We start from the raw sequence: 14,104 nt of genomic DNA, 5'->3' as shown, positions 1-14,104 counted from the left end.
TCAGTCACCTGCCTGGATGAGACCGCCCCGGCGCCGCATCAACAGCGCGGTGAACGCCATCGAGAGGGCGAACAGCACCAGGGCGACGACACAGGCGGAGCCGTAGTCGAAGCGCTGGAAGCCGAGGTTGTAGACGAGTTGGGGGAGGGTGAGTGTGGAGTGCTCGGGGTAGCCGGGCTGGAACATGGTGCCCGCGCCCTGGATCACGCCCGAGGCGACCTTTCCGGCCACCAGTGGCTGTGTGTAGTACTGCATCGCCCCGATGACGCCGGTGACGACGGCGAACATGATGATCGGTGAGATGTTCGGCAACGTGACGTACCGGAACCGCTGCCACGGCGTCGCGCCGTCCAGCTCGGCCGCCTCGTACTGCTCTCTCGGTACGTCGAGCAGCGCCGCCATGAAGATCACCATCAGGTCGCCGATGCCCCACAGGGCCAGCATCGTGAGCGCCGGCTTGGACCAGGTGGGGTCGTTGAACCAGCCCGGGGCCGGGATGTCGATCTTCTCCAGCATGGAGTTGACCGGTCCCGTACCGGGGTTGAGGAGGAACGCGAACGCCATGGTCGCGGCGACCGGCGGGGCCAGGTAGGGCAGGTAGAAGAGGGTGCGGAAGACGCCCGTACCCGTCTTGATCTTCGTGATGAGCATGCCGATCCCGAGTCCGAACAGGACCCGCAGGCTCACCATGATCACGACCAGCCACAGCGTGTTGCGCAGGGCGGGCCAGAAGAAGGGGTAGGACTCGAAGACGTACTTCCAGTTCTTCGTCCCGACCCAGGTCGGCGGCTTGAAGCCGTCGTAGTGCATGAACGAGAAGTAGACCGTCGAGATCATCGGGTACGCGAAGAAGACCGTGAAACCGATCAGCCAGGGCGAGAGGAAGGCGAGGGTGCGCAGCCTCGAACGCCGGTGCTTCGCCCGGAGGGTGTAGGTGGCGGCCATGGCTACTTCGCCTGCGCGATGTCCGTGTCGATCTGCGCGGCGGCCTTCTTCAGGCCCGCCTGCAGGTCGGTGACCTTGCCGCTCTCGTAGTCGTAGCCGAGTTCCTGGATGGTGGTGAGGTAGACGCCGCCGTTGATCGAGGCCGGCGAGGTGGTCGAGTTGGGGTCCGCGGCGATGTCCAGGAACGTCTTGAAGCGCGGGTCGTACTTCAGCTTCGGGGACTTCAGCGCCGCGAGCGTCGAGGGCACGTTGTGGATCGCGTTGGAGAAGCCGACCACCGCGTCCGTGTCGGTGGTGATGTACTTCACCAGGTCCCAGGCCGCGTTCTGCTTCTTGCTGGTGGCGGCGATGCCCGCGATGGTGCCGGTGATGTAGCCCTTGCCGTACTGGTCGGCCTGGTCGTCGGGCACGGGCAGCGGGGCGACGCCGATCTCGAAGTCGGGCTTCGCGTCCAGCGCCATGCCCAGCCGCCACTCGCCGTCCAGCTGCATGGCCACCTGGCCGGTCTGGAAGGGGTGCTTGGGGCCCCACTCGTCACCGAGGCCGGAGCGGTACTTCTCCAGCTTCTTGAAGCCGCCGAGGTCGTCGACCAGCTTCTTCTGCACGGCGAAGGCGTCGGCGACGGCCGGGTCGGTGGCGACCGTCGACTTCCCGGACTTGTCGAAGTACGTCGGCCCGAACTGGCCCATGTAGTGCTCGGTGGTCGTCTCCCAGCCGTGGTAGTTCGGCATGAAACCGAGCTGGGAGTAGGTGTCGCCCTTGCTGATGGTCAGCTTCTTGGCGTCGGCCTCGAACTCGGACCAGGTCTTCGGCGGGCTGGTGATGCCGGCCGCCTTGAAGGCGGTCTTGTTGTAATAGAGGCCGTACGCGTCGCCGAGCAGCGGGACGGCGCAGCGGTTGCCGTCGAACTGGGTGTACTCGCTCATCGCCTTCGGGAAGGTGGTCGCCGGGTCGATGCCCGCCTTCTCGAAGAGCGGGTTCAGGTCGACCAGCGCACCCGACGAGCAGAACTTGCCGACGCCGTTGGTGGTGAACGACGAGATCACGTCGGGTGCCTTGCTGCCGCCCGCGCGCAGCGCCTGGTTCATCTTGTCGTCGGTCATGTTGCCGACGACGTTCACGTGGATGTTGGGGTGGGCCTTCTCGAAGCCGGCGATCAGCGCCTTCACGCCCGCCACCTCGTTCGGCGCGCTCCAGGCGTGCCAGAAGGTGATGGTCGTGTCCTTCGAGGCGTCGTCCTGGCTGCCCGAGGAGGACTGGCCCGTACAGGCCGTGGCGAGGAGGGCTGTCGAGGCGGTGACGGCGAGTGCGGCGGCGACTTTTCTTGATATTCCGGGCATGGCGAGGTCTCCCAGGGAAGGGCGAAGCAGGGCACGGGACTGGTGAGGGGTGAAGCAGGAGGTGAATCAGGAAGAGGAGCGCTCAGCGGGAGGTGTCGAAGACCTCGTCGCGGGTTGCCGCGAGGGCGCTCTCCAGCGCGCCCCGCAGCACGGGGTGTTCGCGTACGTCGCCCACGACCAGCCGGGGCCGGGTCGCGGCCAGTTCCTCCAGCTCGGCCTGGACCAGACCGCGCAGGGGTTCGCCGCCCGCGGTGAGGGAGGCGCCGCTCAGGACGACGAGTTCGGGGTCGAGGACGGAGACGAGCGAGGCCAGACCGGTGGCCAGGCCGGTCGCGTACGTTTCGAGGAGCCGCCGGTGGGGCCCCGCGTTGATGTCGGCGGCCTGGGCGACGAGGGCTGCTGCGACCTCGGCGTACGGGCCGTTCGGGACGGGGGTGATACCCAGCTCGCGGGCGAGCCGGGGGATGACCTGCGAACCGGCGAGCTCCTGGTAGCCGCCGCTGCCGGCCCTGCTGACCTGCCGGACCAGGGGTGTGCCCGGCACGGGCAGGAAGCCGACCTCGCCGGCGCCGCCGGTCCAGCCGCGGTGCAGCCGGCCGCCGAGGACGAGCGCGGCACCGAGTCCGCCCTCGTTCCAGAGCAGTACGAAGTCGTCGTGCCCTCTGGCCGCGCCGAGCCGTTGTTCGGCGATGGCGACGAGGTTCACGTCGTTCTCGTACTCCACCGGCATCGGCAGCGCGGCGGCGAGTTCGTCGAGGAGGGTCGGAGAGTGCCAGCCGGGGAGGTGTGCGGCGTAGCGCAGCCGGCCGGTGCCCGGGTCGAAGGCGCCCGGGGTTCCGATGACGAGGCGCCGGAGGTCGGACCGGGCCAGTCCGGCCGCCTTGACCGCGCCGTCCAGGGCGTCGGTGACCTGTTGGACGACGGGCCTGGCGGGGCGTTTGCCGGGGGTGGGCAGGGCGTACTCGCCCACGGTCCGGCCGGTGATGTCGGCGACCGCGGCGAGGACGCGTTCGGGGGTGACGTCGAGCCCGGCGGCGTACGCGGCGGTCGGGTTGACCTCGTACAGCTGGGCGTTGGGGCCGGGTCGGCCCTCGGTGGTGCCGGTCGCCAGGACCAGCCCCGCCGCTTCCAGGCGGGCGAGGAGCTGTGAGGCGGTCGGCTTGGAGAGGCCGGTGAGCTTGCCGATCCGGGTGCGGGACAGGGGGCCGTGCTCCAGGAGCAGGTCCAGGGCGGCCCGGTCGTTCATGGCGCGCAGGACGCGAGGGGTGCCGGGCGTGCCTGCGGTTCCTGCCATGGGTGACTGCACCTGCCTTTCCGTGCCCAGCTTTTCACAACGGTGATGACTGTTAGGAAGGTTTCCTATCGGATGGCGAGAAGATAGAACCGGACCAAGGGGGACGTCAAGGGGCAATGAGAGAGCGGCAATGAGAGCGCAACGAGAAAAGGCGGCGCCCCGAATCGGGGCGCCGCCTCTCGTGCAGGCTGCTTCGTGTTTCGTGCCGGTTACCTGACTGTTCGCGCCGGTGTGATCGGGGAGGCCGCCTCCGCCTGCGGGGAGCCCGCGTTGGAGTACACCGAGGGGGCCGCGACCGCTGCCGTCGGGTCCAAGGGCTCCTCCTCCGGGATGACCGTGGTGCCGCCGACGATGCGGATGCCCGCCGCGTCCAGGGACCGCTTGACGCGCCAGCGCAGTTCGCGTTCCACCGTCAGGGACTTGCCGGGCATCGTCTTCGCCGTGAGGCGGATCACCATCGAGTCCAGGAGGACGCTGTCCAGGCCCAGGATCTCGACCGGGCCCCACAGCAGCTCGTTCCAGGGCTCCTCACGGCTCATCTTCTCGCTGACCTCGGCGAGGTTCGCCTTCAGCCGCTCCAGGTCCTCGTCGGCGCGGACGGTCACGTCGACGCCGGCCGTCGCCCAGCCCTGGGAGAGGTTGCCGATGCGCTTGACCTCGCCGTTCCGGACGTACCAGATCTCGCCCTGGTCGCCGCGCAGCTTCGTCACCCGCAGGCCGACCTCGATCACCTCGCCCGACGCCACCCCCGCGTCGATGGTGTCGCCGACGCCGTACTGGTCCTCCAGGATCATGAACACGCCGGAGAGGAAGTCCGTCACCAGGTTGCGGGCGCCGAAACCGATCGCCACGCCCGCTACACCGGCTGAGGCCAGCAGTGGGGCCAGGTTGATCTGGAACGCGGAGAGGACCATCAGGGCGGCGGTGCCCAGGATGATGAAGCTCGCCACCGAGCGCAGCACGGAGCCGATCGCCTGGGAGCGCTGACGGCGACGCTCGACATTGACCAGCAGGCTGCCCAGCGCCGTACCGCCGGCCGGGCCGTCGGCCGCCTGGACCGTGCGGTTCATCCGGTCTATCAGCTTGGTGATAGCCCGCCGTACGGCCACTCTCAGCGCCACCGCGATCACCATGATCAGCAGGACCTTGAGGCCGATCGCCAGCCAGGTGGACCAGTTCTGCTCGACCCAGCTGGCGGCGTTCGTCGCGCTGTCCTGGGCGTCCTGGAGCGACGGGACCAACGCGGTCGGTGACTCCGTGGGAGTCGGTGACGGTGACGAACCGGCGGCCAGTAGGACGGCGGGCAATGACACGGGGGGTACCTCCAGAGCGGCCTGCCCCCGGTACGGATGGTTACGTCGGTCGGCTCGTCGTCGAGCCTGTCATTCAGGTCACGGAAAGGTCACCGGAAGGGCAGATCCACCACACTAACGGGGCAACGTGAGCGGATCGGCGCCATGTTCGAGGGAGAGACCGTGCTCACCTGGGGATGAAGAGGGTGTGGTCCCGGGTCATGAACGCGAGGTGTGGTCGAAAACACTCCCAGCCCGTTACCGGGACGTGGTGGCGCAGCCGCCGGGCGAGAGGGGAGACTGACTACAGATCGTCCCGGCGCGAGCCACGTGCCGCCGACGCCCAAGGAGGCATCCGTGCCGCATGTCCTGGTACTCAACGCGTCGTACGAGCCACTCGGCGTCGTACCGCTCCGCCGCGCGCTCGTCCTCGTCCTGGAGAACAAGGCTGTCTCCCTGGAGGAGTCGGGCGCCTTCATGCACAGCGCGACCGTAACTGTCCCCGCACCCAGCGTGGTCCGGCTGAAGAGGTTCGTACGGGTCCCTTACCGGGGGCCCGTTCCACTGACCCGTAGGGCGCTGTTCGCCCGCGACGGCGGCCGGTGCATGTACTGCGGCGCCGCCGCGACCAGCGTCGACCACGTCATCCCGAAGTCCCGTGGCGGTCAGCACCGCTGGGACAACGTGGTGGCGTCGTGCCGTCGCTGCAACCACACCAAGGCCGACCGGCATCTCTTCGAGATCGGCTGGCGGCTGCGCCACAAACCCGCCCCGCCCACAGGTCTCGCCTGGCGCATCATCGGCACCGGACACAGGGACCCGCGCTGGCTGCCGTACCTGCAGCCGTACGGCGCGGACGACGCGATGGCCCGGATCGACGGCATCTCAGCCTGACGTCCGGGCTTTCATATACCTGAATACGGCTTGAATACGGTCTGAATATGGATTACCCGAACGCCTGTACGAGTTGGTTGTGCGGTACGGATGCGATCCGGCCCCCGGGGACCCCCGTTCCCCAGGGGCCGGATCACTCATGCCCGGCCGCTCACACGTACCTGAGCTCCGCCGGATGCACCGAACGGCGCAACAGCGGCAGTGATGTGGCCGCGGCGAGCAGACAGCACACGTACACCGCCGGCGGGACCAGCAGCGCCGTGTACGGCACCGAACGGCTGCCGTCGTGGGCGATTCCCGCGAACCAGCCGCCGATCAGCAGCCCTCCGGCGCCCGCCAGCAGCATCGGCGGCGCCAGCGGCAGGGCCGTCTCCAGGAGCAGTGCCCGGCCGAGCACCGTGCGCGGGACTCCGGCGGCGGTCTGCGCGGCCAGGCCCCGGCGGCGGTTGGCCACCGACTCGGCGGTGCCCACGCCGAGCCCGCAGAGCGTGATCACCAGGGCGACCAGCACGGCGGCGCCGGTCAGGTCGACGCCGGTCGTGTAGAAGGACATGGGCGCGGCCAGGTTGCTCCGGCCGCGGTCGCGCAGCGAGGTCAGCAGCACCTCCCGGACGCCGACGAACCCCGTGCCCACGATGGTCACCAGCAGCACCGCCGCATGGGTGCGCGCGGCGGCCCACGGGTCGTCGCGCAGCCGCTCCGCCGCGATCAGCGTCGCCGGATCGGCGGTACGGGCCGCCAGGATCCGCCCCGTGAACCGGGCGGTGGCACCGGTCAGCCACAGGGCGCCCATACCGGTGACGGTCACCACGGCGAACACCAGCACCGGCGCGGTCTCGTACCCGCCGAACGTGGCCGGCGCCAGCAGCAGCCCCACGAACAGCAGACCCAGGGCCGCCATCGGGACCGGCATCCCCGGACCACGCCCCTCGCGCGGGGGCACCCGGCGTACCCGGCCCAGCGGCGAGGCGACCACGCGGCGCAGCGCCAGTACGCCCACCAGCGCGCCCAGCACCGGTACGGCCGCCGTGACCAGCGCGATCCCGAACCAGACGACAACCGGCGGCTGGTGCCACTCGCCCAGCAGGAACAGCACGCAGGACATGGTGGCGAGCGCCGTGCCGAGCAGACAGGCGAGCCCCGTCTCCAGCGCCGCGATCCGCCGCACCTGCGCGGGGGCGGCCCCCGCCAGCCGCAGCGTGGCCAGCCGCCGGTCCCGGTGCACGGCCCCGACCCGCGCGCACTGCCCGAGAAACCCGAGCACGGGCACGAGCAGCAGCACGAGGACGAGGACCATCCCGGAGCGTTCACCCTGGTGGTTCAGCAACCCGGAGCCGAACGACACGTAGTACTGCCCGCGCACCGAGGCGACGGCCACGGCGGCCACCGCGAACCCGGTGGCGAGCGCCGCCCCGCCCGCCGTGAGCGCGACCCGCCACCACTCCCGCCGGTCGGAACCCCGGGTGAGCAGCCAGGCGAGCCGCACATCGGCCCACAGGGAGCCCTTGCGGCTCCTGGGGGAAACCTCGTCGGATGCCGATGTCACGAGGCCACCGCCTGGGAATCCGTGGCCGTGTCGCCCGGCCGGACCCGACGGCCGGAGTGCGGAACATGGGAGCGGCCGGGTCGGCGGGCGGGGGGCGAGACGGTCGCCGTGGAGCCGCCGTCGGGAATGCCGGTCGGTGTCACAACGCCACCTCCGCCGAGGTCTCGGCCCCGTCGGTGACCACGGCGCCGTCGCTCAGCCTGAGCTCGCGGTCCGCGTACGCCGCCACCTGGGCGTCGTGCGTGATCAGCAGGACCGCCGTGCCGGACTCGCGAGCCGTGTGCGTCAGCGCCGTCATCACCTGCTCGCCCGCGAGGGAGTCCAGCGCGCCGGTCGGCTCGTCGGCGAAGACCACCTTCGGGCCGGTGACCAGGGCCCGGGCCAGCGAGACGCGCTGCGCCTGCCCGCCGCTCAGCTCGCCCGGCCGCAGCATCTGCTGCCCGAGGACCCCGAACCGTTCTAGCCACTCGCCCGCCCGCTCGTGCGCCGCTCCCCGCGCGGTCCCGGCGAGCAGCAGCGGCAGCGCCACGTTGTCGAGGGCGGTCAGCTCGGGAATCAGCTGCCCGAACTGGAAGACGACCCCGAACTCGGTGCGCCGCAGCTCGCTCAGCCGCCGCTCGGGCAGTGTGTCGAGCCGCTCCCCGGCGTACTCGACGGTGCCCAGGTCCGGCCGGACGATGCCCGCCAGACAGTGGAGCAGCGTCGACTTCCCGCTGCCGCTGGCCCCCGTGACGGCCAGGATCTCGCCGGCCCGCAGCTCGACCGAGGCGCCGCGCAGCGCGGGTGTCCTGCCGTGCGTCTTGGACAGGCGGCGGGCCGCGAGGAGCGGTGGTGCCGTGTCCCCGCCGGGCGTTTCCCCGTTGGTGGTGGTCATGCCGTGTCGACCTCCGCGGTCAGTGTGGTGAGCCGGCCCACCGTGGTGGTCATCCAACGGAGGTCGGCGTCAAGGTGGTTGAGGGCGTAGTCCGCCGAGAGCACGGTCGAGAGGTCCGAGCCCGGCGCGGTCTTGACCGCCGTCAGCTCCCGCATCCGCGCCATGTGCGCGGCGCGCTGGTCCAGCAGATACGCCGCCGGGTCCCCGCCGGCCAGGATCGCGACGACGACCTTGGCGAAGATCTCGTTGACGACGTGCGGCGCGGGCGCGCTGATCTGCCGTACCCAGTCCGCGAGTTCACGCTCCCCGTCGCCGGTCGCCCGGTACCTGGTCCGCTCCGGGCCGCCATCCGCGTCGGTGCCGTCGACCTCCGCGAGCCCGTCGCGCACCAGGCGCTGCAGGGTCGTGTAGACCTGCCCGTAGGCCAACGGCCGGGCCTGCGGGAAGCGTTCGTCGTGCCGTCGCTTGAGGTCATAGCCATGGCTGGGCCCCCCGGCGAGCAGCCCCAACAGGATGTGGCGGGTGCTCATGGCCTCATTATGCACTCGCTACATGTACTGAGTGAATAGTAACCCTGGGTGAGGGCGGTACCGTGGTTCGTCCGTTCACCTACGTCTGCGGTCGCGCCCAATGGGTAGGGCTGCGAAAGAAACCCGCCAACCGCCGCCAGCCGTCGTACGCGACAAGGAGGCCTCCGTGGCCGTACCGGCCCACATCTTCAGCGCCGAGAGCGCCGCCACCGAGGCGCCGCTCACCAGCGAGCCGCCGCTGCCCGCCGCCGAGCCCCTCACCAGCGAGCCCCCGCTCGCCGACGCCGAGGCCATGACGAGCGAGCACGCCGACGCCGAAGCGGACCCCACAGGGCTGTACGAGGGTCCGGTCCCGGCGCTGTCGGACCCCGCGGGGCTGTAGATGTCCGTACACGGGCCGGCCGAACCCGCCGGGAGCCACGAGGACGGCGAGAGCGGGGCCGGGGAACGGCTCGCGCTCGCCCGCCTCGCCGAGCTGCACGGCGTCGCCCCCTCCTTCAGCCCCTCCCCGGACCACGCGGTCGCGGCCTCCGACTCCGCGCTCGTCGCCGTACTGGCCGCGCTCGGCGTCGACGCCACGACCCCGGAGGCCGTCCGGGCCGCCCTCGACACCCGGGAACGGGAACTGGCGGCACGGCTGCTGCCACCCACGGTGGTGTGCGGCGCCGACGGTACGGCGACCGCGCTGGCCGCACTGCCCGAGGGGACGCGTCTGCGCATCCACACCGAACAGGGCGAGACCTGCGACTCCGTCGACCGGCTCCCGCCCGGGGTGCACGAGTTGGATGCCCTCGCGCCCGACGGCCGCACCGCCCGCGCCCACCTCGTCGTCGCCCCGGCCCGGCTGCCCACGCCCACCGGACGCTCGTACGGCCTTCTCGTCCAGCTCTACTCCCTCCTGTCCCGGCGCTCCTGGGGCATGGGCGACCTGGGTGACCTCGGTGAGCTGAGCGCCTGGGCCGGGCGGGCGCTCGGCGTCGGATTCGTGCAGGTCAACCCGTTGCACGCGGCAGTTCCCGGGGCGCCGACCGACCCGTCCCCGTACCGGCCGTCCTCCCGTCGCTTCCCCGATCCCGTGCATCTGCGGATCGAGGACATCCCCGAGTTCGCGTACATCGGGGAGGCCGAACACCGTGAGCGGGTGCGCGGGCTGCTGGAGCGGGCCGGGCGGTTGCGGGAGTCCGTGCTGGACAAGGACGAGCTGATCGACCGGGATGCCGTGTGGGAACTCAAGCGCGAGGCCCTGGAGTTGGTGTGCGCCGTACCGCTCGGCCCCGGGCGGCAGGCGGCGTACTCCGACTTCCTCGCGCGGGCCGGTGAGGCGCTGGAGGACCACGCCACCTGGTGCGCGCTGGCCGAGGTGCACGGTTCGGAGTGGTCGCGCTGGCCGGCGGAACTCCAGGACCCCCGGTCGGCCGAAACCGCCCGTGCCCGGGGCGAGTTGATGGACCGCGTCGACTTCCACTGCCGCCTCGCCTGGCTCACCGACACCCAGCTCACCGACGCCCAGCGGACGGCACGCGACGCGGGCATGCCGGTCGGGATCGTGCACGACCTCGCCGTCGGAGTGCATCCCGGGGGTGCCGACGCCTGGGTGCAGCAGGAGTACTTCGCGGCCGGCATGTCGGTCGGCGCGCCCCCGGACGCCTTCAACGCGCGCGGCCAGGACTGGGGTCTGCCGCCCTGGAGACCGGACCGCCTGGCCGAGTCCGGCTACGCCCCGTACCGCCAGCTGCTGCGGTCCCTCTTCGGCTACGCGGGCGCCCTGCGCATCGACCACGTCATGGGCCTGTTCCGGCTCTGGTGGGTGCCCCAGGGGCTGGCGCCGACGGAAGGGGCGTACGTCCGGTACGACGCCGAGGCCATGCTCGCCGTCCTCGCGCTGGAGGCCTCGCGGGCCGGGGCGATCGTGATCGGCGAGGACCTGGGCACCGTGGAGCCGGGGGTGCGGGAGACGCTGCACGAGCGCGGGGTGCTCGGCACGTCCGTGCTCTGGTTCGAACGCGACTGGAACGGCGACGGACGCCCCCTGCCCCCCGAGCACTGGCGTGCCGACTGCCTCGCCACCGTCACCACCCACGACCTGCCGCCGACGGCCTCCCGACTCACCGGCGACCATGTCGAACTCCGCGACCGGCTGGGCCTGTTGACCAACCCTCTGGCGCAGGAGCGGGCCGAAGCCGCCGCCGACACGAGCGAGTGGCTGACCCTGCTCTCCCGCCTCGGCCTGCTGAAGGGGGAAAGCGGCGGTCTCTCGGGGGAGGCGGAGGAGGCCGAGATCCAGGCCGTCCACCGCTATCTGCTGCGCACCCCGGCCCGCATGATCGGCGTCTGGCTCCCGGACGGCGTCGGCGACCGCCGCCCGCAGAACCTGCCGGGCACGTGGAACCAGTACCCGAACTGGCGGCTGCCCATCGCCGACGCGGAGGGCAGGCCGGTGACGCTGGAGGAGCTGGCGGGATCGTCACGGCTGTGGGCCCTGATGGAGGTGCTGCGGGAGGAGAGTCCCTGAGCGTTCCCTCATCGACGGCGGGCGCTCCGGGACCTTCGCGGGGCGCCCGTACCCCTCATACGGCACCCCGGGCGCGCGGCCCCGCCGGGCGTTCGCTACTTTTGCACCGTGGACAAGACGAACGCCCTGCGCGCCGGCGCCCTGGTCGCCGGTACGACGCTGATGATGCTGCTCATGACGTCTCCCGCGCTCGCGCTCACCCGCGACGACGGTGACGACCCCGGCAAAGGCCTGAGCGTCATCGAGACGCTGGGCCTCTACGTTGTCGCCCCGATCGGCCTGTTCGTGGTCATCGCGGGTCTGGTGATGGTCCTGGACAAGTCCTCGGACCGCGCCCCGAAGGCCGCCAGGCCTGCCAAGGCCAAGGTCTGACCCGACCTGACCTGACCTGATCTCTCGTTCCGAGGGCGCCGTTCCCACCCCGTCATGCATGGAGTGGGAACGGCGCCCTCGGCGTGTTCTCAGCCGTCCGTCGCCGCCAGCAGCTCCCGCAGCAGGTCGGCCAGTTGGCCCGCCTTCCCGGTGCCGAGGGCGGCCAGGGCCTCCGTCTGAACGGCGAGGCCGACACCGACCGCCTCGTCGATACGGCTCAGTCCCTCCTCGGTCAGGGTGACCTGGAGGCCGCGCCGGTCATGGGGGTCGGGCGAGCGGCGCAGCAGCCCGGCCCGCTCCAGCTTGTCGAGGCGGCCGGTCATCCCGCCGGTGGTGAGCATCAGCGTCGACGACAGCTGGCGCGGCGAGAGCGTGTACGGCTCGCCCGACCGGCGCAGGGTCGCGAGCACGTCGAACTCGCCGCGCGCGATCCCGAACCGCGCGTACGCCTCCTCCAGCCGGTCGCCCATCGCACGCGAGAGCCGATAGACGCGCCCGAAGACCTCCATCGCGATGGTGTCGAGATCGGGCCGCACCACCGCCCACTGGTCGATGATCGCGTCGACGGGGTCCCTGTGCTGCGGCGGCTGTGCACTCATGGGCCGAGTATCGCCGAACCCCGGGCCGAACGGTCACTCGCAAGAAAGCAGCCCTCCAGCAAGTAGCTTGACGCTAAGTCGCTTAACGCTAAGCTACTTATTGCCGACCTACCTCGAAGGGTGCGCCCATGCCCGCGAACCGCTCCGCCCTCGTCCCCGTCATCGCCCTCACCGCCCTGGCGCCCATCTCCTGGGGCACCACCTACGCGGTCACCACGGAGTTCCTCCCGCCCGACCGGCCCCTCTTCACCGCCCTCCTGCGCGCCCTGCCCGCCGGTCTCCTCCTGCTCGCGATCACCCGGGTGCTGCCGCGCGGCGCCTGGTGGTGGAAGGCCACGGTCCTCGGTGCGTTCAACATCGGCGCCTTCTTCCCGCTGCTGTTCCTGTCCGCGTACCGGCTGCCGGGCGGTATGGCGGCTGCCGTCGGGTCGGTCGGCCCGCTGTTCGTCGCCGGGCTCGCGGCGGTGCTCCTGGGCGAGCGGCCGACCGTACGCACCCTGCTCACCGGAGTCGCGGCGGCGCTCGGCGTCAGTCTGGTCGTGCTGAGGGCGGCCGGGGAGCTGGATGCCCTGGGCGTGGTGGCCGCCCTCGCCTCCACCGCGTCGATGTCGACGGGCATCGTCCTGACGAAGCGCTGGGGCCGCCCGGACGGCGTGGGCCCGCTCGCCCTCACCGGCTGGCAGCTGACCGCCGGAGGCCTGCTCATCGCGCCCCTCGCCCTGCTGGTCGAGGGTGCTCCGCCCGCGCTGGACGGCCGGGCCGCCGCCGGGTACCTCTACCTCGCGCTGGCGAACACGGCGGTGGCGTACTGGCTCTGGTTCCGCGGCATCGGCCGGCTCACCGCGACCCAGGTCACCTTCCTCGGTCCATTGTCCCCGCTGACCGCCGCGTTCGTCGGCTGGGCAGCGCTCGGTCAGGCCCTCACGCCGGTCCAACTGGCGGGCATGGGGCTGGCGTTCGGGGCGACCGTGGTGGGACAGACGGGCGTGCGCGGGGTCACGGCGGCGAGGGGGGCGGAGACGGGATCGCGGCCCGGTTCCGGTTCCGGAGCGGAGAAGCCTCGGGTTCCCGTGCCGGCGTCGCGCCGCTGAGCAGGCGGGTGTGGGTAGACGGCCGGGCCGGTCAGGCGAGCAGGGCGGCGACCTCGTCGCGGATCGACGGCATGGCGGTGTACAGCGTGCCGGGGCAGTCGGTGGCCGCCCAGTGGCGGTGGCCGCCGATGACCGGCGCGGGTCGGCTGACCCCGCTGACCGGGTTGACGTAGACCACCTTGCCCAAGGGGGAGAGCGCGTGCCGCCCGGCGAGGTCGGCCAGGAGTCGGACCAGGGCGGTGCGTGCGGCGGCCGACGCGGGAGTGGTGGTCAGCGTTCCCAGCAGGGCGATGCCGATGTTCCCGGAGTTGTACCCCTTGACGTGCGCGCCGGTGACCATCCGCCCCGAGGCGTCGTGGGCGGGCGTGCCGTCGGTGCCGGACCAGCGGCCCTCGTACACCAGACCGGCCTTGTCGATCAGGTAGTTGTAGCCCATGTCGCCGTATTCGGCGGCGTCGGTACGGTAGATCGCGCGCACCACGGCGGCCGGGTCCGGGTCCGAGCTGCCGTCGTCGGTGTGGTGGACGGTGAGCGTCTGGACCGGGTAGTACTCGGACGGCCAGAGCTCGCCGCCGGCGGCGAAGCGCAGGGTCTCGTCGGCGCCCCAGTCCGCACGGGACAGCAGCGTGTACGCGGCGGAGACGGCGGGCGAGGCCGAGGCGGGGTGGGGCAGCGCGCCCAGCGCGGCGCCGACGCCGAGGGCGGTCAGGAACGTCCGCCGGGGCAACGGGGGCAACGGGGGCAACGGGGGCAGCGGGAGCAGCGGCTGTCCGGTGGTCCGGGAGCCGGGAAGGTCCGGGCGTCTCATCGTGGGC

General features: G+C 71.6%; 14 protein-coding genes. 5 read left to right on the top strand and 9 right to left on the bottom strand.

What is annotated here, in order from left to right:
• From G3I56_RS01585 to G3I56_RS01570, 4 genes are all read right to left on the bottom strand, one after another.
• Window positions 1-945 (bottom strand): sugar ABC transporter permease, encoded by a 945-nt coding sequence (locus G3I56_RS01585; protein WP_164406688.1) that lies wholly within the window; start codon window positions 943-945, stop codon window positions 1-3.
• Window positions 946-947: 2 nt separating this feature from the next.
• Window positions 948-2,285 (bottom strand): ABC transporter substrate-binding protein, encoded by a 1,338-nt coding sequence (locus tag G3I56_RS01580; protein WP_164406687.1) that lies wholly within the window; start codon window positions 2,283-2,285, stop codon window positions 948-950.
• 82 nt (window positions 2,286-2,367) lie between these two features.
• On the bottom strand, window positions 2,368-3,579 hold the full coding sequence (locus G3I56_RS01575) for an ROK family transcriptional regulator (RefSeq protein ID WP_164406686.1): 1,212 nt from the start codon (window positions 3,577-3,579) through the stop codon (window positions 2,368-2,370).
• A 209-nt stretch (window positions 3,580-3,788) separates the two neighbouring features.
• Window positions 3,789-4,892 carry a mechanosensitive ion channel family protein gene (locus G3I56_RS01570; protein WP_164406685.1) on the bottom strand — a complete coding sequence of 368 codons (1,104 nt, stop codon included), beginning with the start codon at window positions 4,890-4,892 and terminating at the stop codon, window positions 3,789-3,791.
• A 336-nt stretch (window positions 4,893-5,228) separates the two neighbouring features.
• Here G3I56_RS01570 and G3I56_RS01565 point away from each other — a divergent pair, with 336 nt between their 5' ends.
• A complete protein-coding gene (locus G3I56_RS01565; protein WP_164320750.1) occupies window positions 5,229-5,765 on the top strand; it encodes an HNH endonuclease in 537 nt (178 codons plus the stop codon).
• A gap of 151 nt (window positions 5,766-5,916) precedes the next feature.
• Here the strand turns inward: G3I56_RS01565 and G3I56_RS01560 are convergent, their stop codons facing one another.
• The 3 genes from G3I56_RS01560 to G3I56_RS01550 all read right to left on the bottom strand — a co-directional run bounded on the left by G3I56_RS01560 (window position 5,917) and on the right by G3I56_RS01550 (window position 8,715).
• On the bottom strand, window positions 5,917-7,311 hold the full coding sequence (locus tag G3I56_RS01560) for an ABC transporter permease (RefSeq protein ID WP_164406684.1): 1,395 nt from the start codon (window positions 7,309-7,311) through the stop codon (window positions 5,917-5,919).
• A 139-nt stretch (window positions 7,312-7,450) separates the two neighbouring features.
• Window positions 7,451-8,185, bottom strand: a complete 735-nt coding sequence (locus tag G3I56_RS01555) for an ABC transporter ATP-binding protein (RefSeq protein ID WP_164406682.1) — start codon at window positions 8,183-8,185, stop codon at window positions 7,451-7,453.
• A complete protein-coding gene (locus G3I56_RS01550) occupies window positions 8,182-8,715 on the bottom strand; it encodes a PadR family transcriptional regulator (RefSeq protein WP_164406680.1) in 534 nt (177 codons plus the stop codon). Before G3I56_RS01550 ends, G3I56_RS01555 begins: the two co-directional genes overlap by 4 nt.
• Before the next feature lie 166 nt (window positions 8,716-8,881).
• Here G3I56_RS01550 and G3I56_RS01545 point away from each other — a divergent pair, with 166 nt between their 5' ends.
• The 3 genes from G3I56_RS01545 (at window position 8,882) to G3I56_RS01535 (ending at window position 11,599) form a co-directional block, all read left to right on the top strand.
• Window positions 8,882-9,097: a hypothetical protein gene (locus G3I56_RS01545; RefSeq protein ID WP_343239832.1), complete on the top strand. Its 216-nt coding sequence runs from the start codon at window positions 8,882-8,884 to the stop codon at window positions 9,095-9,097.
• Complete coding sequence (malQ, locus tag G3I56_RS01540; protein WP_239134629.1) at window positions 9,098-11,227, top strand: 4-alpha-glucanotransferase; 2,130 nt, start codon at window positions 9,098-9,100, stop codon at window positions 11,225-11,227. It begins immediately after the preceding gene.
• 108 nt (window positions 11,228-11,335) lie between these two features.
• The gene (locus G3I56_RS01535) at window positions 11,336-11,599 is read left to right on the top strand and encodes a hypothetical protein (RefSeq protein ID WP_164406678.1); all 264 of its coding nucleotides are present in this window, start codon (window positions 11,336-11,338) and stop codon (window positions 11,597-11,599) included.
• Window positions 11,600-11,688: 89 nt separating this feature from the next.
• Here the strand turns inward: G3I56_RS01535 and G3I56_RS01530 are convergent, their stop codons facing one another.
• The gene (locus tag G3I56_RS01530) at window positions 11,689-12,198 is read right to left on the bottom strand and encodes a MarR family transcriptional regulator (RefSeq protein WP_164406676.1); all 510 of its coding nucleotides are present in this window, start codon (window positions 12,196-12,198) and stop codon (window positions 11,689-11,691) included.
• A gap of 128 nt (window positions 12,199-12,326) precedes the next feature.
• On the opposite strand from G3I56_RS01530, the gene G3I56_RS01525 reads away from it, so the two are divergent.
• Window positions 12,327-13,289: an EamA family transporter gene (locus G3I56_RS01525; protein ID WP_164406675.1), complete on the top strand. Its 963-nt coding sequence runs from the start codon at window positions 12,327-12,329 to the stop codon at window positions 13,287-13,289.
• A 31-nt stretch (window positions 13,290-13,320) separates the two neighbouring features.
• On the opposite strand, the gene G3I56_RS01520 is transcribed toward G3I56_RS01525, so the two are convergent.
• On the bottom strand, window positions 13,321-14,097 hold the full coding sequence (locus G3I56_RS01520) for a peptidoglycan recognition family protein (RefSeq protein ID WP_164406674.1): 777 nt from the start codon (window positions 14,095-14,097) through the stop codon (window positions 13,321-13,323).
• Between the last annotated feature and the right edge of the window lie 7 nt (window positions 14,098-14,104).

This window comes from Streptomyces sp. SID12488 (assembly GCF_010548275.1).
GTDB lineage: Bacteria > Actinomycetota > Actinomycetes > Streptomycetales > Streptomycetaceae > Streptomyces.
The sequence above is the reverse complement of the archived record's forward strand: the minus strand, read 5'-3'. Positions and strand labels throughout refer to the sequence as shown.

Coding starts and splice junctions, on each gene's coding strand:
- G3I56_RS01585 (WP_164406688.1), bottom strand. CDS start 945: ATGGCCGCCACCTACACCCTCCGGGCGAAGCACCGGCGTTCGAGGCTG.
- G3I56_RS01580 (WP_164406687.1), bottom strand. CDS start 2,285: ATGCCCGGAATATCAAGAAAAGTCGCCGCCGCACTCGCCGTCACCGCC.
- G3I56_RS01575 (WP_164406686.1), bottom strand. CDS start 3,579: ATGGCAGGAACCGCAGGCACGCCCGGCACCCCTCGCGTCCTGCGCGCC.
- G3I56_RS01555 (WP_164406682.1), bottom strand. CDS start 8,185: ATGACCACCACCAACGGGGAAACGCCCGGCGGGGACACGGCACCACCG.
- G3I56_RS01550 (WP_164406680.1), bottom strand. CDS start 8,715: ATGAGCACCCGCCACATCCTGTTGGGGCTGCTCGCCGGGGGGCCCAGC.
- malQ (WP_239134629.1), top strand. CDS start 9,098: ATGTCCGTACACGGGCCGGCCGAACCCGCCGGGAGCCACGAGGACGGC.
- G3I56_RS01530 (WP_164406676.1), bottom strand. CDS start 12,198: ATGAGTGCACAGCCGCCGCAGCACAGGGACCCCGTCGACGCGATCATC.
- G3I56_RS01525 (WP_164406675.1), top strand. CDS start 12,327: ATGCCCGCGAACCGCTCCGCCCTCGTCCCCGTCATCGCCCTCACCGCC.
- G3I56_RS01520 (WP_164406674.1), bottom strand. CDS start 14,097: ATGAGACGCCCGGACCTTCCCGGCTCCCGGACCACCGGACAGCCGCTG.